This window comes from Vibrio hepatarius, from assembly GCF_043642085.1.
Taxonomy (GTDB): domain Bacteria; phylum Pseudomonadota; class Gammaproteobacteria; order Enterobacterales; family Vibrionaceae; genus Vibrio; species Vibrio hepatarius_C.
Genome location: NZ_JBHZSA010000001.1, coordinates 211,388 through 237,950 on the forward strand (window position 1 = coordinate 211,388; position 26,563 = coordinate 237,950).

The 26,563-nt window shown below is 42.8% G+C and carries 28 protein-coding genes; 20 read left to right on the forward strand and 8 right to left on the reverse strand.

What is annotated here, in order from left to right:
* Positions 1–4 precede the first annotated feature (4 nt).
* Together ACHUFZ_RS00960 and rmf are read left to right on the forward strand one after the other, a co-directional pair.
* Positions 5–1,597 carry a DUF3466 family protein gene (locus ACHUFZ_RS00960; protein ID WP_394125481.1) on the forward strand — a complete coding sequence of 531 codons (1,593 nt, stop codon included), beginning with the start codon at positions 5–7 and terminating at the stop codon, positions 1,595–1,597.
* 208 nt (positions 1,598–1,805) lie between these two features.
* Complete coding sequence (rmf, locus tag ACHUFZ_RS00965) at positions 1,806–1,979, forward strand: ribosome modulation factor (RefSeq protein ID WP_004414030.1); 174 nt, start codon at positions 1,806–1,808, stop codon at positions 1,977–1,979.
* Between the two features lie 131 nt (positions 1,980–2,110).
* Here the strand turns inward: rmf and fabA are convergent, their stop codons facing one another.
* The gene (fabA, locus tag ACHUFZ_RS00970; RefSeq protein ID WP_004414032.1) at positions 2,111–2,629 is read right to left on the reverse strand and encodes a bifunctional 3-hydroxydecanoyl-ACP dehydratase/trans-2-decenoyl-ACP isomerase; all 519 of its coding nucleotides are present in this window, start codon (positions 2,627–2,629) and stop codon (positions 2,111–2,113) included.
* A 91-nt stretch (positions 2,630–2,720) separates the two neighbouring features.
* Positions 2,721–4,367, reverse strand: coding sequence for an AAA family ATPase (locus tag ACHUFZ_RS00975; protein WP_394125482.1), 1,647 nt, complete (start codon positions 4,365–4,367; stop codon positions 2,721–2,723).
* A 169-nt stretch (positions 4,368–4,536) separates the two neighbouring features.
* Between ACHUFZ_RS00975 and matP the strand changes: the two genes are divergently transcribed.
* From matP to ACHUFZ_RS00995, 4 genes are all read left to right on the forward strand, one after another.
* Entirely contained in the window at positions 4,537–4,983 is a 447-nt protein-coding gene (matP, locus tag ACHUFZ_RS00980; RefSeq protein ID WP_394125483.1) for a macrodomain Ter protein MatP, read from the forward strand.
* 17 nt (positions 4,984–5,000) lie between these two features.
* Positions 5,001–5,312: a DUF3634 family protein gene (locus ACHUFZ_RS00985; protein ID WP_394125484.1), complete on the forward strand. Its 312-nt coding sequence runs from the start codon at positions 5,001–5,003 to the stop codon at positions 5,310–5,312.
* Positions 5,313–5,412: 100 nt separating this feature from the next.
* Complete coding sequence (locus ACHUFZ_RS00990) at positions 5,413–5,724, forward strand: hypothetical protein (protein WP_394125485.1); 312 nt, start codon at positions 5,413–5,415, stop codon at positions 5,722–5,724.
* A 42-nt stretch (positions 5,725–5,766) separates the two neighbouring features.
* Positions 5,767–6,999, forward strand: a complete 1,233-nt coding sequence (locus ACHUFZ_RS00995) for an HDOD domain-containing protein (protein ID WP_394125836.1) — start codon at positions 5,767–5,769, stop codon at positions 6,997–6,999.
* Between the two features lie 610 nt (positions 7,000–7,609).
* On the opposite strand, the gene ACHUFZ_RS01000 is transcribed toward ACHUFZ_RS00995, so the two are convergent.
* A complete protein-coding gene (locus ACHUFZ_RS01000) occupies positions 7,610–8,758 on the reverse strand; it encodes a hypothetical protein (protein WP_394125486.1) in 1,149 nt (382 codons plus the stop codon).
* A gap of 304 nt (positions 8,759–9,062) precedes the next feature.
* A complete protein-coding gene (locus tag ACHUFZ_RS01005; RefSeq protein ID WP_394125487.1) occupies positions 9,063–9,425 on the reverse strand; it encodes a hypothetical protein in 363 nt (120 codons plus the stop codon).
* A gap of 257 nt (positions 9,426–9,682) precedes the next feature.
* On the opposite strand from ACHUFZ_RS01005, the gene ccoN reads away from it, so the two are divergent.
* From ccoN to uspE, 10 genes are all read left to right on the forward strand, one after another.
* A complete protein-coding gene (gene ccoN / locus ACHUFZ_RS01010; protein ID WP_004414043.1) occupies positions 9,683–11,110 on the forward strand; it encodes a cytochrome-c oxidase, cbb3-type subunit I in 1,428 nt (475 codons plus the stop codon).
* A 12-nt stretch (positions 11,111–11,122) separates the two neighbouring features.
* The gene (gene ccoO, locus ACHUFZ_RS01015) at positions 11,123–11,743 is read left to right on the forward strand and encodes a cytochrome-c oxidase, cbb3-type subunit II (RefSeq protein WP_006878897.1); all 621 of its coding nucleotides are present in this window, start codon (positions 11,123–11,125) and stop codon (positions 11,741–11,743) included.
* Between the two features lie 12 nt (positions 11,744–11,755).
* Positions 11,756–11,932: a CcoQ/FixQ family Cbb3-type cytochrome c oxidase assembly chaperone gene (locus ACHUFZ_RS01020; RefSeq protein WP_004414045.1), complete on the forward strand. Its 177-nt coding sequence runs from the start codon at positions 11,756–11,758 to the stop codon at positions 11,930–11,932.
* On the forward strand, positions 11,929–12,906 hold the full coding sequence (gene ccoP, locus ACHUFZ_RS01025; protein ID WP_134836710.1) for a cytochrome-c oxidase, cbb3-type subunit III: 978 nt from the start codon (positions 11,929–11,931) through the stop codon (positions 12,904–12,906). The genes ACHUFZ_RS01020 and ccoP overlap by 4 nt, the downstream gene beginning before the upstream one ends.
* 105 nt (positions 12,907–13,011) lie before the next feature.
* Positions 13,012–13,491 (forward strand): FixH family protein, encoded by a 480-nt coding sequence (locus ACHUFZ_RS01030; protein WP_394125488.1) that lies wholly within the window; start codon positions 13,012–13,014, stop codon positions 13,489–13,491.
* 9 nt (positions 13,492–13,500) lie between these two features.
* Positions 13,501–15,873, forward strand: coding sequence for a heavy metal translocating P-type ATPase (locus ACHUFZ_RS01035; RefSeq protein WP_394125489.1), 2,373 nt, complete (start codon positions 13,501–13,503; stop codon positions 15,871–15,873).
* Positions 15,874–16,038, forward strand: coding sequence for a cbb3-type cytochrome oxidase assembly protein CcoS (ccoS, locus tag ACHUFZ_RS01040; RefSeq protein ID WP_394125490.1), 165 nt, complete (start codon positions 15,874–15,876; stop codon positions 16,036–16,038).
* A complete protein-coding gene (locus tag ACHUFZ_RS01045) occupies positions 16,035–16,706 on the forward strand; it encodes a sulfite exporter TauE/SafE family protein (protein ID WP_394125491.1) in 672 nt (223 codons plus the stop codon). The genes ccoS and ACHUFZ_RS01045 overlap by 4 nt, the downstream gene beginning before the upstream one ends.
* A 91-nt stretch (positions 16,707–16,797) precedes the next feature.
* Positions 16,798–17,547: an FNR family transcription factor gene (locus ACHUFZ_RS01050; protein WP_004414051.1), complete on the forward strand. Its 750-nt coding sequence runs from the start codon at positions 16,798–16,800 to the stop codon at positions 17,545–17,547.
* 144 nt (positions 17,548–17,691) lie between these two features.
* On the forward strand, positions 17,692–18,639 hold the full coding sequence (gene uspE / locus ACHUFZ_RS01055; protein ID WP_394125492.1) for a universal stress protein UspE: 948 nt from the start codon (positions 17,692–17,694) through the stop codon (positions 18,637–18,639).
* A gap of 67 nt (positions 18,640–18,706) precedes the next feature.
* On the opposite strand, the gene ttcA is transcribed toward uspE, so the two are convergent.
* From ttcA to ACHUFZ_RS01075, 4 genes are all read right to left on the reverse strand, one after another.
* Positions 18,707–19,600 (reverse strand): tRNA 2-thiocytidine(32) synthetase TtcA, encoded by an 894-nt coding sequence (gene ttcA, locus ACHUFZ_RS01060; protein ID WP_004414053.1) that lies wholly within the window; start codon positions 19,598–19,600, stop codon positions 18,707–18,709.
* 199 nt (positions 19,601–19,799) lie between these two features.
* On the reverse strand, positions 19,800–20,459 hold the full coding sequence (locus tag ACHUFZ_RS01065) for a DUF2987 domain-containing protein (protein ID WP_394125493.1): 660 nt from the start codon (positions 20,457–20,459) through the stop codon (positions 19,800–19,802).
* A 27-nt stretch (positions 20,460–20,486) separates the two neighbouring features.
* Positions 20,487–21,335: a glucosaminidase domain-containing protein gene (locus tag ACHUFZ_RS01070; protein ID WP_394125837.1), complete on the reverse strand. Its 849-nt coding sequence runs from the start codon at positions 21,333–21,335 to the stop codon at positions 20,487–20,489.
* Positions 21,328–22,134: a DUF2189 domain-containing protein gene (locus ACHUFZ_RS01075; RefSeq protein WP_394125494.1), complete on the reverse strand. Its 807-nt coding sequence runs from the start codon at positions 22,132–22,134 to the stop codon at positions 21,328–21,330. The genes ACHUFZ_RS01070 and ACHUFZ_RS01075 overlap by 8 nt, the downstream gene beginning before the upstream one ends.
* A gap of 380 nt (positions 22,135–22,514) precedes the next feature.
* Between ACHUFZ_RS01075 and potA the strand changes: the two genes are divergently transcribed.
* The 4 genes from potA (at position 22,515) to ACHUFZ_RS01095 (ending at position 26,407) form a co-directional block, all read left to right on the forward strand.
* On the forward strand, positions 22,515–23,648 hold the full coding sequence (gene potA / locus ACHUFZ_RS01080) for a spermidine/putrescine ABC transporter ATP-binding protein PotA (RefSeq protein ID WP_394125838.1): 1,134 nt from the start codon (positions 22,515–22,517) through the stop codon (positions 23,646–23,648).
* Positions 23,629–24,489, forward strand: a complete 861-nt coding sequence (gene potB, locus ACHUFZ_RS01085; protein WP_004416913.1) for a spermidine/putrescine ABC transporter permease PotB — start codon at positions 23,629–23,631, stop codon at positions 24,487–24,489. The genes potA and potB overlap by 20 nt, the downstream gene beginning before the upstream one ends.
* The gene (gene potC, locus ACHUFZ_RS01090) at positions 24,489–25,259 is read left to right on the forward strand and encodes a spermidine/putrescine ABC transporter permease PotC (RefSeq protein ID WP_053441264.1); all 771 of its coding nucleotides are present in this window, start codon (positions 24,489–24,491) and stop codon (positions 25,257–25,259) included. The genes potB and potC overlap by 1 nt, the downstream gene beginning before the upstream one ends.
* A 113-nt stretch (positions 25,260–25,372) precedes the next feature.
* A complete protein-coding gene (locus tag ACHUFZ_RS01095) occupies positions 25,373–26,407 on the forward strand; it encodes an extracellular solute-binding protein (RefSeq protein ID WP_394125495.1) in 1,035 nt (344 codons plus the stop codon).
* Positions 26,408–26,563 lie beyond the last annotated feature (156 nt).

Consider the following 26,563-nt stretch of genomic DNA (forward strand, 5'->3'; position numbering starts at 1 on the left):
TCAAATGAGTAGTAAAATTTTTAAGATTTCAGCAGTAGCGGCAACAGTCGCAGCTTCTTTTGCAGCGAATGCGGCGTTATACAACGTTTACAAGTATGATGACAGTTCTGCAGTGCAGACATACGGTGTTGCGATCTCGCCAGTTACAGCTGACGGACAGGTAAACTGTTTTGACCCTCTTGACCCATCAGGTGTCGAGTGTACAAAAGATACTTCAGATATTGCATATGAAGGTAAGCGATACCCGGAAGGCTTTCAGTACCGTGATGAATCACCGTTCTTAGTCAACTTCGGTTTTGATTACATTGATCAAGGTGATAACGTATACGACAACTTCCGTTCGTACTGTTACAACTATCTTGGCTACACCGACTCACTGTGTGAAAACTGGGCAAATAGCCAGTATACGAATGGCTACGCAAATGAGTTTGAAAATAGTGATATAAACAATTCAAAAGCATACCTTGAGAACAGCGATGTTCAATCGGCTCAGGGCAACGTAATTGTTAACAGTATCGATGCTTCTGGAGAGCCTGTAGGTAACTACCAAACTAGTACTCGCCGTAACACTGCTTATGCAGGTACTGATACCTTTACCGATGGAGATCGTTCTCGTGCATGGGCTCAGTATACTGATGGTTCAGATGTCTACACAGTTGGTAGTGTTTCAACAAAATATGGTTCAGCGAGCGATTACACCTCGAAAGCAGCTATTTGGAAAGGCACTACACTAACATCTGTTGCTTGGGATAGTGCGGCTGTTCGTGATCGCGTAATGCCACAAGGTAGCGCTCGAGATATTACAAAAGTCTCTTCTACACTTTACGCAGTTGGCTATAACAGTGATGGTGATGAGCGTTTACGCGCAAGCGTTTTCTCTTCAACTGACGGCAATACTTGGACATCGACATTTGTTAGCGGCTTTGATGGTGGTGACCGAGACTTAGATAACTACCTGAACTCATCACTGACAGCCGTAAGTGAAAATGGTGTCGCTGTTGGTACGTATAAGCTTAGAGATGTCGTGAGTAACGGTGCATACAGTAACGGATTATTCTACGTAACAGACGTAGCTAACCCAACAGCGAAAGTGTTCTCCGGTGATATCTTCTTTACCGGCGCAAACGGCTTAATCGGCGGCATTAACAAGTATGATGAAGTAGTGGGTTCTGTTGACTTTGAAACTCACCGTGAAGTTGATGGTCAACCACGTGCGCAAAGAGGTTTCATTACTCAGCTAACGACTAAAGCTCAGGCACCACTTCAAGGTAAAGCATGGTACCTTGATGACCTTACATATGGTGGCGATGCGCTAGCTTCGAACAATGACTACCGCATTATCCAAGCGGGTGACATTAATGATGCAGGCGTGATTGCAGCAACGGCATACTACTGTGAAGGCGGTTACGCTAGTGACGCAATTGATGCGGCGTGTAGCGGTTCATCTAAGTTGGTCGCGGTGAAACTTGTGCCTATTAGTGGCAGCACTGCAATTACTAAACGTCCTGTGGAAACTTCAACAGTTGAACGCCAGGGTGGTACGTTAGGCTTCTTCGCTCTGACACTTCTAGGCCTGCTTGGGTTCCGTAGAAAATAGGTTGAATATTCAACAAGGGCACAGGTTCACAATTTTGAATCTGTGCCTTTTTTTTATCTTGAATAAAGCCAGATTTTGATCGAATCTTAATCTAGAAGCCATAAAAGCTTCACGTCTATCACGTAAAGAGGCGAGCAATGATATTGCTGGTGGAGTGATGGATTTAAGTAGTACGTTAAGAAAACATTTTATGTATGAGGACGACACTATGAAGAGACAAAAGCGTGACCGCTTAGAAAGAGCTCAATCTCAAGGATACAAAGCGGGCCTTAATGGCCGCTCAATGGAGGCATGTCCATACCAGCAGATGGATGCTCGATCTTATTGGCTTGGTGGTTGGCGCGATGCCAGAGAAGATAAACACTCTGGTCTCTACAAATAACACTCAATCCACATACTTTGAAAGGATCTAGCCCCGAAAGGGGCTTTTAAATAGCAAACTAATGCACTATAACTAAATATATTGTTATGAAAAAAGCGACTAGTTTTAGTCGCTTTTGAAAACTCTACTACTTAAAACGCTGACGTATCTTGGAAAAGGCCAACTTTAAGATCTTTCGCTACGTAGATTTCTTTACCGTCTACAAGAACGCGGCCATCAGCAAGACCCATAACTAATCTACGGTTAACAACGCGCTTCATGTGAATTTCGTAAGTCACTTTTTTCGCAGTAGGTAGGATTTGACCTGTGAACTTCACTTCACCAACACCTAGTGCGCGACCTTTACCTTTACCGCCAACCCAGCCTAGGTAGAAACCAACAAGCTGCCACATTGCGTCAAGACCAAGACAACCAGGCATTACTGGGTCACCAGGGAAGTGACAGTCAAAGAACCATAGGTCTGGAGTAATATCTAGTTCAGCTAAGATAAGACCCTTACCGTAATCGCCTTCTGTTTCTGACATCTTACTGATGCGATCCATCATTAGCATGTTTGGCGCTGGTAGTTGAGGGTAACCCGGGCCGAACAGTTCACCTTGGCTAGATGCTAGAAGATCTTCACGGTTATAAGAATCACGTTTGTTTTGCATTATCAATTACTCCAAATTTTGATAGGAGCATGTTAGTGAACACGTGTACGCTAAACAACTCCGATCAGTCCATTTTTTAATGATTTTAGTCTTACATGAACCAGTTTTTGATTCGTTCCACAAATCCCGGAGGGTGTTCATGTCTTTCAAAGTTTTCAATACGTTGAGCGATTTTACTAATCACACTTTCTTCATCATCACCTCTAAAAGGCTTACCCATGATGATTGGAATTGCTTCATCAACCGTTGATACCGACCAGATATGGAATTCGCTCTTTTTGATGCTTTCAACGACATCTTTATGAAGAGCCAAATGTTTGAGGTTTGTTTTAGGCAAGATTACGCCTTGTTCGCCCGTAAAGCCTTGGTGTTTACATACGTGGTAGAAACCTTCAATCTTTTCATTCAAGCCACCGACGGCCTGCACTCGACCAAACTGGTCCACGGCTCCGGTCACAGCGATTTGTTGATTGATTGGGTATTCAGACAATGCGCTAACGAAAGAGCACAGTTCCGCTAAGGTTGCGCTATCGCCATCGACTTCGCTGTATGATTGTTCGAACACAACTGAAGCAGAGTACGGTAAGGGTTCATCAAGTTGAAGGGCACTGCTAACGAAGGCTTGCATAATCATCATGCCTTTTGCATGCAAATTACCACCGAGCTCGGCTTTGCGTTCAACGTCAGAAATATCACCGTCACCGAAGTGGATGACACATGAAATACGTGCAGGTTCACCATATGACATCGGGTGACCAGGTACATCAATAACCGTTAGGCCGTTGACTTGGCCAATGCATTCCCCTTTAGTCTCAATGATGACTTGGCCATCGGTAATATCCGCCAACGCGCGCTCGGGTAGGTAAGCTTCACGCTGATACTTGTTCTCTAGTGCGTGGTCTAAGTCGAGTTCTGATATGAACTGCTGATTGGAGGTGAGGCGTGCCTCTTCAAAAAGAGCCAAGTACCAAAGTACTTCAATAGGCATGTAGTGCTGATCTTCAGTATATCGAGCTCCAGCGTTCATCAGGCGGTGAATGGCCCCAAAAGTAGGCTGGGGCAGTTTGTACTGCTGAACAATCCAAGAAATAAACCCTAAGTACTGCTCGATACTATTATGATCAAGTGCGAGTTCGGTTTCTATTTCTGTAAACAGAGCCAATCCGGTGTAGAGTTCAGGCTCAAGGTACTCGAAGTCAGCAATTTGGTGTCTATCGCCAACCAGCACGACTTTAATATCGTATTTAGATGATGGTTCCTCGAGTGCAATGGACTTTGTATTAGCGTTTACTGGGTTAACACTCTGTCCTAGTAACACTGACCTTAACACCTGCCAACTTGCAGGGTTAGCGAGCAGTAATGTCGCAGGGATAACTAAGTAACCGCCATTTGCTTTATCAAATAGACCAGGTACCTTGGTTACAACGTCACCTAACTCATTACATGTGTAAGACCCAAGAAGGGTCGTGATATTTAATGATTCCGTTGTTACACATGGCTGGGCTGAATCAAGAGTCGTTAAGCCGTCTTTGATTAGGTTTCTATAGAAGGCATTATCGATAGAATTTATAACCAGTAGGCGGCTGTATCCAGCGAGTTTTGTGAACGTATCTAAAGATTGTTTCAGGCGAGGCTGAATATCGAAAAAATTGACTAGGCTTAGCTCAGAAAATCGTTGGATTTTCGCATCATAGCGAGAATATTGAGGAGTGACCGCGTGCCAGCTTTCTTGGTTCATTGAATCAAATCATGTGCTTTAATTGGACGCAAAGTATATAGAAAAACTGAAGTAGTATATATAGATAATTTATCTAATGATCTTGATCCCTTTTCGAATACAATAGGGATTGTAAGTTATGTTACTTACAGTTACGCTGTCACTCTAACGTTTATTAAATGGCCTCGAAATGAAATATCAGCAGCTTGAAAATCTTGAATGTGGTTGGAAATGGACTTACTTAATCAATAAATGGAAAGCTGGTGAATCTATTACTTGCCATATCGATACCAGTGAGGTTGATACTGCCGTCGCTGAACTAAGAAAAATCGAGCACGAACCAACCAGAGTTCTTGAATGGATCGAGAACCACATGGCTCCTGAGCTAGATAACAAACTCAAGCAAGCGATTCGCGCAAAGCGTAAGCGCCATTTTAATGCTGAACAGATTCATACCAAAAAGAAATCAATTGATCTCGATTATCGTGTATGGGAGAAGCTGTCACACCGGGCAAATGAGTTAGGTTGTACGCTCTCTGACGCGATTGAATACTTGCTTTCTGAAGCATCGAGAAGCGAGAAGGCAAGTAAAGCGGTAAATAGCTTGAAAGAAGATCTAAGTAAATTGCTTGATTAGCGAAAAGGGAGGCCTAGATGCTTTATGTGATTTTGATTGCTGCTGTTATCGTGTTTTGGCTTGTCGCCATTGACAGGCCGATTCTGAAAGTCACCTTTTCTGACGGCAAGATTGTCAGTGAAAAAGGGCATTTCCCTCCTAGCTTCCGTCATAACGTGTTAGAAATAGGGCATAGAACACCATTCAATGGTGAGTTAAAAGTTTATCAGCAGCGCTCTGGTACTAAGCTTGTGATGTCGAAAGAGATCAACAAATCCGTTCAACAACGAATCCGTAATGTTTTTCCGTTTCAAGGTTTCCGCTCTAAGGGCAATAAAAAGGCAAACTGAGAAACTTGTTAATTTCACATTTCTCTTCTAAGTTTCTAGAAGTTACACGTTAGAAAATTTGAATGTCATCATGTTTGTTATCTTGTCGTCAGAGGTAACCATGATGACTAGAAACTTACTAATTTTTTCAATAGTGATGAGCTTTGTTGTTTATGCTGATGACACGGAGATCAATCCACTCGCAAGCAAGATTAAATCTAAAATAGATAAGCAGCTCTCCAAATATAACCTTTCAGGGTATTGTGACTTGTTTATAGAAATGGCGCATAAAGAGAATTTCGCTGTTATAAAAAGAGTCACATCAACAGGAGATCACAAGCTATGTAAGGCGAGCAAGCAGATCGTCCGTAAAGGTCATCGGTATGAGTACAGCCTTACAGAGAAATACATTCGTCTACATATTGAAAATTAGTGAATGACGTACTATATTCGCGCTGAAGTTTTCAAACATAGTATGGTTATGCAAAGTTCGCTTACTACCAATAAGAATTACAACCAAGAAGCCGTCGACCTTGCACGCAAAATATCTCTTCTAACGAGAGAGCGTCACGCAAAATGGCTAGTCAGTTTAAAATACTTACTCGATCAATCTGACGTTGATGGTGTGTTAAGTCGTCAAGGTGAGTTTTGTGACAGTGTAATTCTACACGAGAAAGAAAGAATTACGGATAATCAACGCCTTCTACTAGAGTGTGAGAGTTCAAGAGTCAAAGAGCGTAGGCAAGCAATTGAAGAAAGACAGAAGATTCATAGCTTTGTCGTTGACGATGTTGCAGCGTACGCACAAGAACAAATTTTTGAGAAACTGGCGTCTTCTCCAATTAATAAAATCTTCAATCGCTTTCCTGATTTTAGCCATTTCATGAGTATCGCTTACTCGCCATCACTTAACTATACAAAACTGTCTGTTCTAACCACCAATGACACGCAACTAAAATCAGAAGTTATTGAACTGGCCAACAACCCCAAGTTTTGTGAGCGCATTGGTAAGTCGCCTAGGAACCTTCAGGATCCGAAAGTGGCGATTGGAACGCTAGGCATCGAAAACTCAGCCTTGCTGTTTCCAATACTTATGGCTCGGCGACTATTGAGATGGCAAGATAAACCGACAAAAAATATTGCACCTAAACTATGGCAATACCTGATTTTAACCGCGAATGTAACCAGACTAAGGCTAGAGCAGGGTAATGTTAAAAACCCAGAGCAAGGTGTTCTACTTGGTGTTTTGAGAACAACGAGTCATTTTGCGGTTATTAACCATTTCACGCAAATGTACGAAGACTCACTGGTCGATAAAATGCGTTATTATCGCGAAAACAATATGCGTGAAGAATACTACGCATGTGCGGATGTTACGCCAAATTTGAGTATTATTCCCAAGCTAATCACTAGCTTAGAAAAAACTATCACTCAAAAGCTTATAGATTCTTTGGAGTGGACGCCGTTTAACATTCATATGAAAAGTGCGCTTCAAGAAGATTTGGATGAAGTGCCAATACTTGAGCGAAGTGAAGCCGGCGTGGCATTGGCGCAAGCTCAAGCATATGCCATTTATGATGGCCTTGAACGTAGCAACGTGTTTGTCGAGAAACATAAGCCGTTTTGGTTTGCTAACGTACAAATGTCGGCAGAGTCAATTCAACAGATCCGTAAAAAGCACCCAGGTAAAGTTGAACTCAGTAGTTAGCTAGACTCAACTTGAAGCACTATAACTAAATTCATTTCGATAAATATGATGTTCCGTAATGAGATAAACCCAAAATCAGTGAACAGCCCAGCTCAATATTCTAGTATCAGAATGAAAAAAATAGCCACTGAGTGAAAACTCACGAGCATAACTCTGCGAATCGGATACGAAGGCTGCATTAAGATAACTGATGAGATGAACAGTTTTACAAAGCAAGCGGTTAAAAAGTCGATAGAAAATTGGCGTGCTACGTAAAATCTAGACAACTTATCGAAGCTGAATACTCGAGATTTCACGTAACGAAACTAATTAATGGGCAGCTACGGATTATGGAACTAGTTAAAGGAACAATATTTGAAGCTTCATATTCCAAAACCATTCATTTGAATGTGGTAATCATAGAGATACAGCTTAGCAATAAACATTAATTAAGTACGCATTATGTATCTTATGTTAAATGGGGTTTGTTAGATTCGTATGCCGCTATTGTTTGTAGCTCCTCCTCTTACATCTAGGTTATGTCGATTCAACATAATTGATTTACCATAAAATACCTAATAATCAGTATTTATAATCTTACGATTCTAATACTGATTATTAGTAGACTTAACTAGACCAACACCGCCGAGTTTCCTTTGATGGCGAATGCGTTATTGTTTAGTACATCAAAATGATGGCGATTCACCGCGTTATCAAATTGCTGCTTTATTCCTGGGAAATGTGAATGTGCAGCAATGCGATTTGATGTCGTGGTTATAATCAGGTTTTTCGCTGTGTATACCTTACTATGCATCTTTTTATACAAGGCTTTGTTTTTATCCATTTTTCCGTAAAGCTCTAAGATCTGTTCTTTGGATAAACCGAGCGTTGATTTCTGTTTGAAGCTGGTTCCCCAGCTACAGAGTACTTTCTCTGCTAAATCACGAGTGACAAAACCAGGCCCAAGCAATAAGTGATCTCCTTTTCCGCCACCACTCGTTCTTGATGCTCCGACTAGCGTGGCGTGTCGACCTGGCATTAGTGTGGTATAGAATTTGGTGTTCTTGTGCAGATTAGGCATACGTGCTTTGAAGAATAATGAACGCTCGTCCTGCGCAAATACACAGACAATCTGTTTAACGTTCGAACCCAATGTCTTGTAATCTTTGAAAGCATTCATTCCACCTGGAACGGGATCTAAAGCGAAAATATTGACCTTTATGTTGGCTAAAGCAGGCACCTTTAACAGTGCGTTAGCGAGTTCGAAACATGTTACACCTCCTCGGCTCCAGCCGATGAGGTTAAGTTGAGTGATCGGGTTCTTTTGACGCTCTGCTGCAATTATCTGCATCTGGAAATCGAGACTAGATTTTAGGTCTGAAGCGAGTTCATCCCGCTCGAACTGCCACTTAGAAAAGGCTGAACTTATTCTGTTAAACGGCTTTTGGGCACTGAGAATATCACTGGCTCTACCTTTGAAGTCAGCTAGCCCTGACGGTTTTTTTCCTGCAAGTAAGTTAATAACGTGTTGAATATTGCTATTTACACCTCTACCTGCAAGTTGCCCAGTGACTTGCCAATATGTGTCATCTTTAGTTTGTTTTTTCCATTCGCTTAAATTGCCGCTACCTACTCCATCAACCTGTATATAGTCAATATTGTCTCGACCAACGACATTCTTTGCGAGTACAGAAACGAGCTCTCCTGATGCATAGGCTTTATGAACATGGTTTTCAGAAGTTGCACCTGTACCACTAAAAAATACAGTCACTGTGGTCATGATTATCCCTCGCTATGAAGTCCGTTTATAACGTGTGATAGATTGGATTTGATAAGGCGGTATTAAAAATGTAGTCCACAGGATTTCAATTACCAAACTTAAAATATGCACCTATCTATTTCTTTAATGGGAGCTTTTACTGTTTATAAACTTAAGTTTATCAATCACTGCGAAGGATTAAAGCGAATTATGGATAATGTGCGAATGATAACTAGAGCCGTGCCAAGTTATTTGGTCTGACGAGTTTGATGGCGGACTAGTATCCGCCATTCACTATTGGTTACGTGGTAACGAAACACCTAGTTTAGATTCTGAATTTAACTCCCGCTAGATTAGTTTGCTCAAGGTCCGAAAAAGAAATTTCGAATTCAGAGTCCGGCTCTGGATAAACTTCCCAACTTGACTCATTTTCGATGATTTTTAGCGCGCTATTTTGAGGCTTAATGATCCAGTTATTTGATGGTTTTTGTATCACAACCCTATCTTCAAGTTTTTGCGCATTGAATCGCTCGTTTTTAACACTAAATGCACAGTTTGGTTTCAAATTACACTCGAGAATTTGTGGTTGTGTGAATGTTACTGTACGCCAAATAAACACTGTAACTAGCAGGGTTAACATGATGATTATTTGAACAAAACGTCCTCGTGTAAGTTTTTCGGCAGCCATTCTGCGGTGTTCTCCGTGTAACAAACTTCAAAGTTTTTAAATAAAAGGCCAAAACCAGACCGACTGTAAGGTTACTACTCTGTCATTGAATTGTTAAATGCAGTATAGTTGGCGGCTGAAAATGCCACTTTTTCTTAAAATCAGCAAGAATAATTAACTGATTGTTTCAGATTGTTTTTCTTTATGGTTTGGGTGGCATTACGACATGTGTCGTGTTGGAAGTAAAGTGTAGTTAATTAGAAATTGGAAGCATGCAAATGAGCCAAGAAAAGCAGCTTGAACAAAACTACAACTATACAGTCGTTCGTCAGTTTACCTTAGTGACCATTCTCTGGGGTATTGTCGGTATGGCTGTTGGTGTTTTGATTGCCGCTCAATTAGTTTGGCCACAGCTAAACTTTGATACGCCGTGGTTGACGTATAGTCGCTTACGTCCTCTGCATACTAATGCGGTTATTTTCGCGTTCGGTACAAGTGCCCTATTCGCAACGTCTTATTACGTTGTTCAGCGTACCTGTCAGCAACGTTTATTTGGTGGCCCTCTTGTCGCCTTTACCTTCTGGGGTTGGCAAGCCATTATTTTAGCAGCCGCTATTACTCTACCGTTAGGTTTTACCTCTGGTAAGGAATACGCTGAGCTAGAATGGCCGATCGACATCGCCATCGCAGTTGTCTGGGTGTCTTACGCGATTGTGTTCTTTGGAACATTGATCACTCGTAGAACCTCACACATCTACGTAGCAAACTGGTTCTTCGGTGCCTTTATTATCACTGTTGCTGTGTTACACATCGTAAACAGCATGGCGATTCCTGTATCTATGGGTAAATCATACTCGATTTATTCCGGTGCAGTAGACGCGATGGTTCAGTGGTGGTACGGACACAACGCGGTAGGTTTCCTACTGACAGCTGGTTTCCTAGGTATGATGTACTACTTCGTACCTAAGCAAGCTGAACGTCCTGTTTATTCATACCGTTTGTCTATCGTTCACTTCTGGGCACTTATCTCTCTATACATTTGGGCTGGCCCACACCACCTACACTACACTGCTCTTCCTGATTGGACGCAGTCACTAGGTATGGTGATGTCACTGGTACTATTTGCTCCTTCTTGGGGTGGTATGATCAACGGTATCATGACGTTATCAGGTGCTTGGCACAAACTACGTTATGACCCGATTCTTCGTTTCCTAATCGTGTCTCTATCGTTCTACGGTATGTCTACGTTCGAAGGTCCAATGATGTCTATTAAGACAGTTAACGCACTGTCTCACTACACTGACTGGACAATCGGCCACGTACACTCTGGCGCTTTAGGTTGGGTTGCAATGGTATCTATCGGTTCGGTATACCACCTTGTTCCTAAGCTATTCGGCCAAGAGCGTATGTACTCTGTAAGCATGGTTAACACGCACTTCTGGTTAGCAACTATCGGTACAGTTCTGTACATCGTTGCTATGTGGATCTCTGGTGTAATGCAGGGTCTAATGTGGCGTGCAGTTAACTCTGACGGTACATTGACTTACAGCTTCGTTGAATCTGTACAAGCGTCTTACCCATTCTACTTTGTACGTTTCCTAGGTGGTTTCATCTTCCTAGCTGGTATGTTCCTAATGGCATACAACACGTACAAGACAGTAAGTGCGCCAAAAGATAGCCTAAAAGCTATCCCACAACCGGCATAAGGAGATTTAAGAATGAGTTCAAATTCTAACAATCGCCACGAAATTGTTGAACGCAATGTCGGTTTACTAGCGATTCTTATCGTTTTTGCAATCAGTTTGGGTGCTCTTGTAGAGATCACTCCTCTGATTTTCCAAAAGCAAACAACAGAGCCTGTAGAGAACTTACGTCCTTATACAGCCCTTGAAATGGAAGGCCGTGACGTATACATCCGCGAAGGTTGTAACGTATGTCACAGCCAGATGATTCGTCCATTCCGTTCTGAAACAGAGCGTTACGGTCACTACTCTGTTGCTGGTGAAAGTGTATATGAGCACCCATTCCTTTGGGGTTCTAAGCGTACAGGTCCTGACCTAGCACGCGTTGGTGGTCGTTACTCTGATGAGTGGCACCGCGTTCACCTAATTGATCCACGTGAGTTGGTTCCTGAGTCAAACATGCCAGGTTTCCCATGGCTTGAAGAGAACGTTCTTGATGGTAAGGACACTCAGAAGAAGCTAACTATCTTCCGTGATCAGTTTGGTGTTCCATACACTGATGAGCAAATTGCAAACGCGTCTAAAGATGTAGAAGGTAAAACTGAGATGGATGCCATCATCGCTTACCTTCAGTCTCTTGGTCACGCAATGAAATAATAAGGGGTGATTATGGATATCGGTACTATTCACAGTATTTGGACCATAGTGCTTTTCGTAAGCTTTATAGGCGTTGTTTGGTGGGCTTATGGTAAGAGCCGTAAGTCTCGTTTCGACGAAGCCGCAAACCTTGTATTTGCTGATGAAGAGCAAGCACCTTCAAAAGAACAAGGAGTGACTAAGCAATGACTACATTTTGGAGTCTTTGGATAATCATCATTACAGTCGGTACGTTAGTTGGCTGTGCTGTGATCCTTTATTGGTGCCTTAAGGATAAGATGGGTGTCGAAGAAGGTGCAGACATGGGCCACGAATACGATGGTATTCGTGAGCTTAACAACCCACTACCGAAATGGTGGACTTACCTATTTGTTGGTACGTTTATCTTCGCTGCGATTTACCTAACGCTTTACCCAGGCCTAGGTAACTTCAAGGGCGTTCTAGGTTGGCAGAGTTCTGACCAAACGGTTCGTTCAATTGAAGAATCAAAAGCGTCGATCGCGGCTTCGCAACAAAACAAGCAGCTGGTTCAATACGCTAAAGAGCTTGACGATGCAGATACTTACTTTGGTGAAGCATTCAAGAAACTTGCGTACGTAGATGGCTCAACTGAACTTCGTCCTATCCCTGAAATTGCAGCGGATAACGAAGCAGTTAAAGTTGGTCAACGTTTGTTCCTACAGAACTGTTCTCAGTGTCACGGTTCTGATGCGCGTGGTCTGAAAGGTTTCCCTAACCTAACAGATGATGCATGGCTATATGGCGGTGAGCCAGAAGCTATCGTTACTACTGTTATGAATGGTCGTATCGGTCAGATGCCAGCGTGGAAAGATGCTCTAGGTGAGCAAGGCGTGAAAGAAGTTGTAAGCTACACGCTAAGCCTATCTGGTCGTTCTGTTAACGCTAAAGAAGCGGAAGCTGGTAAAGCTCGTTTCGTAGTGTGTGCTGCGTGTCACGGTACAGATGGTAAAGGTAACCCAGCAGTGGGTGCACCTGACCTAACTGACCAAGACTGGCTATTTGGTGGTTCACGTGCTGACGTAACTGAAACAGTAATGAACGGTCGTTCGGGCGTAATGCCAGCTTGGAAAGATATTCTAGGTGAAGACAAAGTTCAGCTTGTTTCTGCTTATGTTTGGAGTCTAAGCAACTCGGAACAATAAGTTACATTTCAATAACAGCCCCTTACTCTCTATAGATGGTAATGGGGCTGTCTTTCCTTTACAGTTAAAGCCCTAATTTATTTCAATTTTTTATCGAGAACTATTATGGAAAAGCCTTGGTATAAGCAGTTTTGGCCGTGGTTTATACTCTCCCTAACGGTCGGGGTGTCTATATTAACTTTGGTTCGAGTCGCGATACTTACAAACCACTCAGTTAATCTTGTGACTGAGGATTACTATAAAAAAGGTAAAGGGATTAATATCGACATATCCCGAATCAACGTTGCTAAAGAGCTAGGTCTTGATGCTACCGTTCGTGCTGAAGGCGACACCGTAGTGGTTCAATTTGAAAAAGGCCAGCTAGATCACTATCCCGCGATCACTGCTATGTTTGCCCACCGCACTCTCCCTGATCATGACTTCTCGAGACTTATTACGTCTGACGCTCGCGGTACCTACCGATTTAAGCTTGATAATGAGCTTCAAGGCCCATGGTTTATTGAACTGACTCCACATGACGAAAAATGGTTAATCCAAGGTCGCGTTGAGTTCCCAACTTCGTCAGCAGTACAACTATCTAATTAAGAAAAGTCTATGTGCAAATCCTGTTATCACTGTGGTGAAGATGTACCAGCCAACACGGATTTCAAAGTGGAAATTTTGGGCGACATTAGAGATATGTGTTGCCCAGGCTGTGAAACGGTAGCTCAGACTATCGTTGACAGTGGTTTGGTCTCTTACTATCAATATCGAACTGCCCCGGCTGAAAAAGCCGATCTCGTCCCAGAGCAACTACAAGCCCTAATTCATTATGACAATGATGATGTTCAAGCAGAGTTTGTGCGCAATAGCGAGAACAGCTCTGAGGTGACATTGTCACTTGAAGGTGTCTCATGTGCCGCCTGCGCATGGTTAATTGAAAAACAAGTTGCTGCAAATAAAGGCGTTTTGTCTATACGTGTTAATACAACAACCAACCGCGCCCTTCTCGCCTGGGACAAAACTGAGACTCGTTTAAGTGAGTTGCTCGCTTCGATTCATCGCCTCGGCTATAAAGCCGCGCCGTTTGAAGCCGATAAGCAGGAAGCCGCTTATCACGAGCAAATGAAGCAATATCTGTATCGTTTGGGTATTGCAGGCCTAGCAACTATGCAGGTTATGATGCTTGCAGTCGCACTTTACCTTGAGGTGTTTGGCGACCTCGAACCTGAATTCAAAAACTATTTCCGCTGGGTAAGCTTGATTTTCGCTACCCCAGTTATGCTTTACTCAGCTCTTCCATTTTATATCAACGCATGGCGCAGTCTTCGCAGTCGAACTTTAGGTATGGACGTTCCCGTCTCTATTGCAATGATCTTCGCTTATTTTGCAAGTCTAGTAGCGACAGTGACTGAACAGGGAGAAGTATTCTTTGAATCGATTTCGATGTTCGCCTTCTTCCTGTTAGTCGGCCGTTTCTTAGAAATGCGTGCGCGTCGTAAAGCCGCTGCCGCGAGCGGTAACTTGTTAAAGTTGATTCCTGCTATAGCCAATAAGCTAAACGGTGATCAAGTCCCTGTTAAGACGCTACAAGTTGGCGATCAAATTCGCGTTTTACCGGGTGAACACATTCCTGCTGACGGTAAGATTCTGTCAAGCCGAGTCCATATTGATGAGTCCATGTTGACCGGTGAGTCTCTACCCGTTGTCAAACAGGTCGATGATTACGTGTTTGCCGGCACTCTTAACGGTGAAGAATCGTTTGAACTTGAGGTAACCTCTTCTAAAGCAGACTCGATGATCTCTAACATTGTTCGCTTACAAGATGAAGCTCAGCTTTCTAAGCCAAAGATTGCTGAAATCGCAGATGTCGTTGCTCGTTACTTTGTTGCCGTAATACTAATTGTTGCCGCTGGTACTTGGTTCTTCTGGCACTCGAGTCGTCCAGACGATGCGTTTTGGATTATGCTTTCGGTGCTGGTTGCAACTTGTCCTTGTGCCCTTTCATTAGCGACACCGACTGCGCTGACATGTGCTACGTCACGTATGGGTAACCTTGGTATTCTTCTACGAAAAAGTCATGTATTTGAAACTCTGTGTAAGGTGAATCACCTTATTGTGGATAAGACAGGTACACTGACTCATGGGGATATCGAAATTGATCAAGTCCAACTGTTCGCAGGTTTGTCCGAGCAACAGGCTCTAGCGATAGCTGCTTCACTAGAATCACATGCAAACCACCCTATTGCTCGTGCTTTTAAACCCTACTTAGATCGTACAGTTAAAGTCGAAGACGTAGAAAATGTTATCGGTTCCGGTATCGTCGGCTCTTTAGGTACAAAGCAAGTTAAGATTGGTAGCGCACGTTTTGTATTGGGCGACAACCAACCCGCACAAGCCAATACGGTTTATCTGTCCGTAGACGATATTCATGTCGCTAACTTTGTTTATCGCGATCCTATCCGCTCTGAAACCAAAGAGTTTATTCAAAAGTTCCAACAGTCTGGTGTAAAAGTTACGCTCCTTACCGGTGATACTAAAGAGAATGCGGAAATCGTTGCTTCACAAATCGGCATTGAGGATGTTGTGGCGGGAGCGAAACCGCAAGACAAGCTAGCTTATCTTAAGGGTACGGATGAAGGCGATATCACCATGATGATTGGCGATGGGATCAATGATGCGCCAACACTTGCCGGTGCACACCTTTCCGTTGCTATGGGTGGTGGTGCGGACGTCGCTAAAGCGTCTGCGGATATGGTTCTCTTGGGTGACCGACTCGATAGAATTCTTGAAGCAAGAGAGCTTGCTCTGCAAACGCGTCGAATCATTAAAGAGAACTTGGCGTGGTCGCTTGGCTACAACCTGTTGATACTTCCTTTGGCAGTCGCGGGTTTTGTTGCGCCATATTTTGCTGTGGTCGGTATGTCTGCTAGCTCAATTATTGTAATATCTAACTCTCTTCGTCTGCTTAAAGAAAAAGGTCGATAAATGGAAAGCCTTTATATCCTTATCCCGATTGCTATCGTATTGGTGTGTGTCGCTGTTGCTATTTTCTTATGGGCAGTGAAGAGTGACCAATTTGAGGACTTAGAGCGTCAAGGTCACAATATCTTGCTTGATGAAGATCAAACGCAAGAGAATCAACAGAAATGAGTCCTGATTGGATTGGAGCTTTCTTAATTGGTTTGATTGGTGCTGGCCATTGTATGGGAATGTGTGGGGGTATTGCCTCTATGCTGACCATTGGCCAGTCTCAACCATCTAAAACGATCCCACTGTTTTATAATTCTGGCCGCCTCATCAGCTACGCCTTTATTGGCGCTATTGTCGGTGGTACTGTCGCCTCAATCAGTGAAATTAGCTCGCTCAACAATGCTCTTACCTGGTTAAGACTCGCTGCTGCTGTGTTTATGGTGCTGTTGGCCTGTTATATCGGTCGATGGTGGCAAGGGTTACTAGCGGTTGAGAAGCTCGGTCAAACACTGTGGCGTTTTATCTCTCCTGCAGGGAAATCTCTTTTACCATTAAAATCCCCTATTCACGCCATTCCTTTTGGTTTCATTTGGGGCTGGCTACCTTGTGGCTTGGTTTACTCAACGTTAACTTGGTCAGCCGTGTCCGGTAGCGCATTAAACGGCGCTCTAATTATGATCGCATTTGGTCTAGGCACACTACCAGCAATGTTACTAATGGGCTTTGGCGCTACATATTTACATAAGCTGCAACAATCTCAAATCTTCCGTAACCTCGGCGCTCTAATTTTATTAACTTATGGCCTATACACAGGCTACGGCGCAATAATTTTATTATCAATAAGTTGATAGATTGCTGTTTTTCCCTACCTTTTTTCACTACCCTTTGTAGGTAATGAGTGCTAAAATATTGATGTATATCAAATAGTGAAAGGTTGTTATGATTTCTGAAAAGCCTGCAACAAAGCGCATTCAGTCTGGTGGTTGTGCGATTCATTGCCAAGATTGTAGTATTAGCCAACTTTGTATTCCATTTACGTTAAATGAATCAGAGCTCGATCAGCTTGACCAAATCATTGAACGCAAAAAGCCAATTCAAAAAGGTCAAGAGCTGTTCAAAGCGGGAGATGAACTAAAATCTCTTTACGCAATTCGTTCAGGTACGATCAAGAGCTATACGATTACTGAGCAAGGTGATGAGCAAATTACTGCTTTCCACTTAGCAGGTGATCTGGTTGGTTTTGACGCTATTACTGGCGACCTTCACCCTAGCTTCGCTCAGGCGCTTGAAACATCAATGGTATGTGAAATCCCATACGAGATCCTTGATGACTTGTCAGGAAAAATGCCTAAGCTACGTCAGCAAATCATGCGTTTGATGAGTAACGAGATTAAAGGTGACCAGGAAATGATTCTACTGCTTTCTAAAAAGAATGCAGAAGAGCGTTTAGCAGCATTCCTTTACAACCTTTCAACGCGCTTCTCACAGCGTGGATTCAGCCCTCGTGAATTCCGTCTAACTATGACTCGCGGTGATATTGGTAACTACCTAGGCCTAACTGTTGAAACAATTTCTCGCCTATTGGGTCGTTTCCAAAAATCAGAAATCTTAAGTGTGAAAGGTAAATACATCACTATCTTAGATCACGATGCTCTGATGGAACTCGCTGGCGTTTCAACAGAATCATAATATCTTTCAATGATGTAGCTCACTATTCATTCCGATAATGAGCTACATCATAATTCTTTCAAATTCCTCAATATTTTTCTAAAACTCTCCTTCGAACTAAGCTACATTAATCATATACCCCTCCTCGCCTTTAAGGAGTTTTATATGAGCATCTACAATAAAATCCTAGTTGTTGCAGATATCAACAAAGATGAGCAGCCTGCGCTGGCTCGTGCTATGCAGCTCGCTTCAAAAAGCCGTTCTCCTAGTCGAGTGACTTTCTTCCTCTCTATTTACGACTTCTCTTACGATATGACTTCTATGCTGTCGATTGATGAAAGAGATGCAATGCGTCGCGGTGTTATTCACCAACGCGAGCAATGGATGCAAAAAATCGCTAAAGATTATGTTGTAGAGGGAGTTGAGTTTGAAGTGCGTGTCGTTTGGCACAACAGACCTTATGAAGCGATTATCGCTGAGGTTTTTGCTGGCAGTCACGATATTGTGGTTAAAGGAACGCGTAAGCATGACGTTTTAGAATCGGTTATCTTCACTCCTACCGATTGGCACTTACTACGTAAATGTCCTTGTCCTGTCTTGTTAATCAAAAATGCAGAATGGCCTGAAGACTCAAGTATTCTCGCGTCAGTGCATGTTGGCTCAGAAAATGATACCCATCTGGGTCTCAATGACTCCATGGTTGAGCAGCTCAACAGTTTATCTGAGCGTCTAAATGCCAAACCTTATTTAGTCAACGCCTACCCCGTTACACCGGCGAACATTACCATTGAACTGCCTGAGTTTGATCCTTCTACCTACACTGACGCTGTACGTGGCCATCACTTAACTGCGATGAAGGCACTGCGCCAAAAACACGGTTACGATGAAGAGCAAACTATCGTAGAGCAAGGTTTGCCTGAAGATGTGATTCCTGATGCAGCTAAGAAGCTCAACGCGGCGATGGTGATTGTAGGTACAACTGGCCGTACTGGCTTATCAGCTGTTTTTATTGGTAATACCGCTGAGCACGTTATCGATAAGATTAATTGCGATGTATTGGCGCTTAAACCGGAAGGCTATATTAGCCCACTCGACCCAAAAACCGCCATCTAATGTAATGTAGACAAATAAAAAAAGGAAGATAGTGACTATCTTCCTTTTTTGTGTCTAGAGACTTTGTTTAGATGTTAGTTACATCGATAAACATAGACTCATCAATATTGGTTGACGAGACAATCGCTTCGCTAAACTCATACTCTTCACGGCTGCCTTCACGATCAAGTGGAAGGTTTTCAAAATCGAATAGATTTTTATCCGCAAGCTGGCTTGGGCTAACATTTTGAATCGACTTAAAGATCGCTTCTACACGACCAGGGGTCTTCTTATCCCAATCAATTAGCATCGCTTTGATTGATTGACGCTGTAGGTTTTCCTGTGAGCCACATAGGTTACATGGGATGATCGGGAACTCTTTGTGCTCAGCATACTTAATCAGATCTTTCTCGCGACAGTATGTTAGTGGGCGGATAACCACGTTCCGACCATCATCTGAACGTAGCTTTGGTGGCATCGCCTTTAAGCGTGAACCGTGGAACATGTTTAGGAACATGGTTTCTACGATGTCATCTAAGTGGTGCCCAAGTGCCAGTTTTGTAGCGCCAATTTTCTCAGCGAATGAGTAAAGCGTACCACGACGTAGACGAGAACATAGGCCACAGGTTGTCTTCCCTTCTGGCACTTTCTCTTTAACCACTGAGTATGTGTCTTTATCGACAATGTAGTAAGGAATGTTCAGCGTTTCGAAGTAATCTGGCAGGATGTGCTCAGGGAAGCCTGGTTGCTTCTGATCTAAGTTAACAGCCACAACTTCAAACTTGATTGGTGCAGCTTTTTGCAGATTCAATAGGATATCCAGCATCGCAAATGAATCTTTGCCACCACTAATACATGCCATAACCACATCACCTTCTTCGATCATGTTGTAGTCAGTAATGGCATTTCCAACGTTTCTTCTCAGACGCTTTTGAAGTTTGTTGAATTCTAGGGTTTCTTTTCTTGTATCTTTTTCGTTCATTGCGAGCTCTCATATTGCCGAAAATCGACAGTAGGACTTCCTAACGTGTTTTCTTGGGGCGTGGATTATACGAGCTTTTTTGCGAGGATTAAATGCCTGTCTCGTTATAGGCACAGAAAAATGGACGAATACTGATACAAGTTAACTTTACAATACGCTAATAAAATTAAAGGCCGCATATGCGACCTTTATTTAGTTTCTAGTTTGCTTTTGGCAAGTAAGGCAAAACTCTTGCTGTCTCAGCGGGTAGCGTCATTGTGCCACCCTTACCGATTTCTGAAAGTGCAACTTGCGCTTTACCATTAACGATCTTTTTCGTTGAGCCATTAGAAAACTTGATTGTAGAGTTTAAGTTATTTGGAAACTCTAGCGTCACCCCCTCAACGTCAGGAGTAAAGTAGCTCGCGAACATTCCACCTAGTTGCTCAAGAATAATTTGCATCTGTGGCAACAGAACTTCTACTTGGTCGTAGCTGATCTCACCAGACATAGGCTCTTTCGTCATTACGACCATAGAAAAATCACAACGTGTATCCATTGGCGTGTGAACGAATACCAGTGGGTTGGCTGAACGTAGATTATTATCTAATGGTACTAATACTTCGTTATAAGGAGAAATAGTTAACTCTTCGTAATGTTCTTCTTTTTCCATCCATGCCTTTTCGATGTTACACAGTTTTTTAGTGTCTGCATTTAAGAAGAAGAAACCAACCTTTACATCATCATGCCCTTCTTTCGCATTCTGCTTCATATGGGAGTAAAGCTTAGAGTAAGTAAACATGTATTCTTGAGCTTGAATAGGTAACGCAACAGCACTGCTTAGCGCTGCTGCCAAAATCGCTAACGATACTTTTTTCATTGATAGTTTTCTTTTTGGTTTAGCTATTTATTGATTTGCTAGGGGTGATTCCCAGAACTGCACATTGTGCCTGATCATACTCTGCAAATCGTTGACGTATGCCTCACCTCGCTCAGAGTATTTGAGTAAACCATTGCTCAAGGCAATGGCAGCTTCGGTATCGGTTAGACTTTGTCCCGCAAGGTGGCGTTGATAGCGTATTTCTCTCAACTCTTCATAGGCGCGATTACGATTCACATTCATGAAGTAGCCGTGAATGGACTGCTGCACAGAGCTAAACTTAGCAACTTCATGGCTCATTCCTTCACCACGCTGTAGGGGTACGAGACCACATCCCTTGCTATAGCACCACTGACCAAAGTAGTTATTGGCTTGAGTCGCGAAACGAGATGTTCCCCATGCTGATTCGTTTGCACCTTGCACTAAAACCAGCGCCTTAGGTATAACGTCAACTCGGTGAAGCATCAGATCTATCCACTTATCAGTGATGCCATCAGCAGGCACCTCTACTTTGTATAGTTTGCCTAACTTAATCGCGTAGCTTTGATCTGACTGCTCAATCGATTGGTTATCAAAGTGCTCTTTTAGTTTCTCAAGTCGCGTTCTCTCTTTGACAATTCGCTGGTTTTCTAGGGCGATACCAGGTCTTAGATAATCAAAGAAAGCTTGTTTTTTCTGTTTAGTATCTTTGATGGCTGAAAAATCTGGCGCGCCGCCAACAGATTTTCCTGCAACTTGCGAATCAGAAAGTCTGTTTTGTTTGCGCTCTTCTACACGAGTTTCAGATACTCGTGTCTGGGTTTGCTCATAGCCATAAAAACTACAGCCGGCAATCACACCAGCTGCCGCGATAGCAATGAACTCACTTTTACGCATTGAACACTTGTGGATCGTTGTCATCGTTATCGTCTTCATCTTTTGGTCGGTCGGAGGCAATAATCTTCAGTTTAATGCCAAACATATTGCGGTAAACAATACCTTTTACGTGGAAGAAGAAAGGTAAAACGAAGATTAACCCTAGCCCGTAGAACATCATGCCTACAACAAACATGATAGTAACTAGTGAGTAGATCCCCGCTAATACAATAATCTTCTTATTCACCGCTCGTAGAGACAGTAACAAGGATTGCATCGGTGGAATCTGCTTTTCACAGATCAACAGAATTGCATTGCTGAATGCTAGAGATAGGTATAGAGAAAGGAATGGGAAGATCATTCCGGCAATTCCCTGGAGTAATAGACTAAACAAAGTCGCTAAAATCACAGGCATAGTGTATTGCAAGCCCTTACCGATATGGCGCGGTTTAGTCGTTAGTCCTGCAGCATGGCTCATCGCCATCAAACTGATTCCAGCATAAATTGGCGCACTGATAACTTCATAGCTGAAGTTTGCAACCATAATAGCGCTGAAGATACTTGGGTCAAAGGCTTCTGGATTAGTAAAAGCATCAAGAATAATTCCCGGGTTACCAAGCTGCAGTTTTAAGGCGATATAAAAAATCGCTAACTGCAAAGCGATTAAGATGATGATTGACGGGGAGAATGACAAAAAGTTCTTAATGGTATGTTGCCATGCCTCCTTTATTACTTCCCCCGCTTTAAGTTCGTAGTCACCTGACAGAGCACGTTCTACGCTACCGCCTAAATTGAAGTCTTTTTCAATGTCGTTATTCATTCTTGAACCTAGTGCTTAGTTTTACGACAACCAAGCTAACTTGTTGATAGAAAATTGCATTCATTATACTGCAAGCGAGCAAAGTCTAAAATCAGATCTCAGCTTGTCACTTGCTTTCTTGACTATTTGGTTGATAATTAACCACTAAATGCATCATATCAATGCCTAAATATCGAGAGACACTAAGGAAAATATCCTCTTTATACGCTATTAAATACGCGTACTGAGAGTATGGTAAGGAATGTTTACTTTTACCTGCAAAATTTTTTCTGTTTCAAGATAAGAAAATGCTTTGATTTCACACTTTTGGTGATTATGATGCGCGCCTCTAATTTGTGTAACGACAGGTCATTTTCTTAAATGATTTACAAATGACCAAGGTGGGAGAAAAACAGACGTTGAACGCTAAACAAAAAGCAGAACAACCAGTTATTCGTTTGACTGGTATCAGTAAAAGTTTTGATGGTAAGGAAATCATCGGTAATCTTAATCTAGATGTTAACCATGGTGAGTTTCTTACGATACTTGGTCCATCTGGCTGCGGTAAAACAACCGTTTTAAGGATGATTGCTGGTTTCGAAACCGCTGATAATGGTGACATCATTCTAGATAATCAGAATGTTACATCAGTCCCTGCTGAGCAAAGGCACGTCAACACTGTATTCCAAAGTTACGCACTCTTTCCTCATATGACGGTATTCGAGAACGTTGCATTCGGTCTACGTATGCAAAAAGTACCATCAGCTGACATTGAACCACGCGTTATGGAAGCATTACGTATGGTGCGTCTAGAGAAAATGGCTCAGCGTAAACCACATCAGCTTTCTGGTGGTCAGCAGCAACGTATTGCTATTGCTCGCGCTGTGGTAAACAAGCCAAAAGTACTGCTACTGGATGAGTCGCTATCTGCGCTTGACTATAAACTGCGTAAACAGATGCAGATCGAGCTTAAGCAGCTTCAGCGTCAACTGGGTATTACATTTATCTTCGTAACACACGATCAAGAAGAAGCATTATCGATGTCTGACCGCATTATTGTTATGCGTGATGGTGTGATTGAGCAAGATGGCTCTCCTCGTGAAATTTACGAAGAGCCGAAGAACCTATTTGTTGCTCGCTTTATCGGCGAAATCAACGTGTTCAACGCAACTATGATTGAGCGTATCGATGAAAAACGCATCCGCGCAGAGATCGAAGGTGTTGAGTCAGTTGTTTACTACGATAAAGACACAGACGCTGGCGACAAACTACAAGTACTACTTCGCCCAGAAGACTTACGTATCGAAGAGATCAAAGAGTCTGAGCAAAAAGGCATTGTTGGCCACGTTACTGAGCGTACTTATAAAGGTATGACTTTAGACTCTGTGATCGAACTTGAGTCTGGTATGCGTGTAATGGTAAGCGAGTTCTTCAACGAAGATGATCCTGACGTTGACCACTCTCTTGGACAAAAGGTTGCTATCACTTGGGTAGAGAGCTGGGAGGTGGTGTTAAATGATAAGCAAGAAGCTTAATCTTCAAAACGCGATCATCACGCTTATAGTAGGTTGGCTAACGCTTTTCGTTTTGGTGCCAAACCTAATGATTATTGGTACCAGCTTCCTGACTCGTGATGAAGCAAACTTAATTGAGATGACCTTCACGCTAGATAACTATCTACGCTTGATGGATCCGCTTTACGCAAAGGTACTACTCCACTCGTTCTACATGGCAATTGTTGCGACACTGCTGTGTTTAGTGATTGGTTACCCGTTCGCGTACATTGTCGCGAAGATGCCAGAGAAATGGCGTCCAATTATGTTGTTCTTAGTGATTGTGCCATTTTGGACTAACTCACTAATTCGTACTTACGGTCTGAAGATTGTTCTTGGTACACAAGGCATCTTGAACAAGTCTCTGATGGCGATGGAGATCATCGATAAGCCAATGAGACTGATGTACACAGAAACAGCAGTAATGATTGGTTTAGTGTATATCTTGCTACCGTTCATGATTCTTCCGCTCTACTCAGCTATCGAGAAACTTGACGATACCTATGTAGAAGCAGCGAAAGACTTAGGCGCGAACAAGTTCCAGATCTTCACTAAGGTGACTTTACCTCTGACGATGCCTGGCATTATCGGCGGCTGTTTACTTGTTCTACTGCCTGCTCTTGGAATGTTCTACATTTCAGATCTTTTAGGCGGTGCGAAGAACCTATTGATTGGTAACGTGATTAAGAGCCAAGTTCTCAATGCACGTGACTGGCCATTTGGTGCGGCAACCAGTATTGCCCTAACCATTGCAATGGCTGTGATGCTATATGCCTACTACAGAGCGGGTAAGCTATTGAATAAGAAAGTGGAGCTAGACTGATGGGACGTACAGTTAGATTTAGCTTTATGACATTGGTGTATGCATTCCTGTATTTGCCAATCATTGTATTAATCGTCAACTCATTCAATGCCAACAAATTTGGTATGAAATGGGGAGGCTTCACCACAAAGTGGTACGAAACCTTAGTGAATAACGACAGCTTGATGCAAGCCGCATGGCACTCGTTGAATGTAGCCGTATTCTCTGCAACAGCAGCAACCATCATTGGTAGTTTAACGGCGGTTGCCCTATTCCGTTACTCTTTTAAAGGTAAAGGAATCGTCAATGGGATGCTTTTCGTTGTGATGATGTCACCAGACATCGTAATGGCAATCTCGTTACTGGCACTATTCTTAGTAATGGGAGCTCAACTTGGTTTCTTAACCTTATTGATTGCGCACATTACCTTCTGCCTACCGTTCGTTGTTGTGACCGTATACAGCCGATTAAATGGCTTTGATGTCAAGATGCTGGAAGCAGCAAAAGATCTTGGCGCAAGTGAATGGGTTATCTTAAAACAGATTATTCTGCCACTTGCTAAACCTGCGGTTGCGGCGGGTTGGCTATTGAGCTTTACCCTGTCCTTAGATGACGTAATTATCAGTTCATTTGTGACAGGCCCAACATACGAAATTCTACCATTGAAGATTTATTCGATGGTGAAAGTGGGCATTTCACCAGAAGTGAATGCCTTAGCAACAGTCATGCTGATTGTTTCTTTAATCCTTGTGGTAACTTCTCAGTTGCTAGCAAGGGAGAAAGTGAAGTAGAATCGCTTTCACTTTAACGAAACAGAATGGCATTTTGCCATTCTGTTTTTCTATCTACTGCCTTAAAAACATCAACTTACGATGTGGCAACGTTTGGTTTGGAGCTAACGTAAATGAAAAAATGGGCTACTCTATTAGCTGGTAGTGCATGTGCGCTTTCCCTGTTCTCAGGTTCAGTTGCAGCGGACGAAAACAAAGAACTCGTATTTATGAACTGGGGTCCTTACATCAACAGTAATATCCTAGAACAATTTACTGAAGAAACTGGTATCAAGGTTATCTACTCGACTTACGAGTCAAACGAAACCTTGTACGCAAAGCTAAAAACCCATAACCAAGGTTATGACTTAGTGGTACCTTCTACTTACTTCGTAGCTAAGATGCGCGACGAAGGTATGCTACAAAAGATCGACAAGTCAAAGCTAAGTAACTTCTCTAATCTAGATAAGAACTACTTAGACAAACCTTACGATCCAAACAACGACTACTCTATTCCACACGTTGTTGCGATTACAGGTCTTGCAGTGAATGCAGACATGTACGATCCAAATGACTTCACTAGCTGGGCGGATCTATGGAACCCTGAGCTTGAAGGTCAGTTGATGATGATGGATGACACTCGTGAAGTGTTCCACATTGCTCTGCGTAAGCTTGGCTACTCAGGTAACTCCAAAGATCCTAAACAGATTGATGAAGCGTATGCAGAACTGCAGAAGCTGATGCCAAACGTTCTAGTCTTCAACTCTGACAACCCTGGTGCGCCATACATGTCAGGCGAAGTTGGCGTTGGTATGCTTTGGAATGGTAGTGCAGCAGCAGCGCAAAACGAAGGTATGAACCTTAAACTGGTATTCCCTAAAGAAGGCGGTATCGGCTGGGTTGATAACTTTGCAATTTCTTCAGGTGCGAAAAACGTAGAAGCGGCACACAAGATGATCGACTTCCTTCTACGCCCTGAAATCGCTGAGCAAATCTCTCGTGATACGGGTTACTTAACAGCAGTTGAAGCCTCTAACGCTAAGTTTAAAGATGTCGCTCCTCTGTTCCCATCACAAGAAGACCTTGACCGCGTAGAGTGGCAAGATGCTGTCGGTGATATGACTGTTAAGTATGAAGAGTACTTCTTGAAGCTTAAAGCTGGTCAGTAATAACCAGCGGTTTTGTAAAAATAGGCAGCCTCGGCTGCCTATTTTCGTTTTCGCTGATATACTTACGCCCTGCTAAACTTGTCATGAAGATAAGTAAGTTTGATACGATGGTTTTATCAGCGCAGATATCTGTGAAGATCGCCGCCTATAAGACAA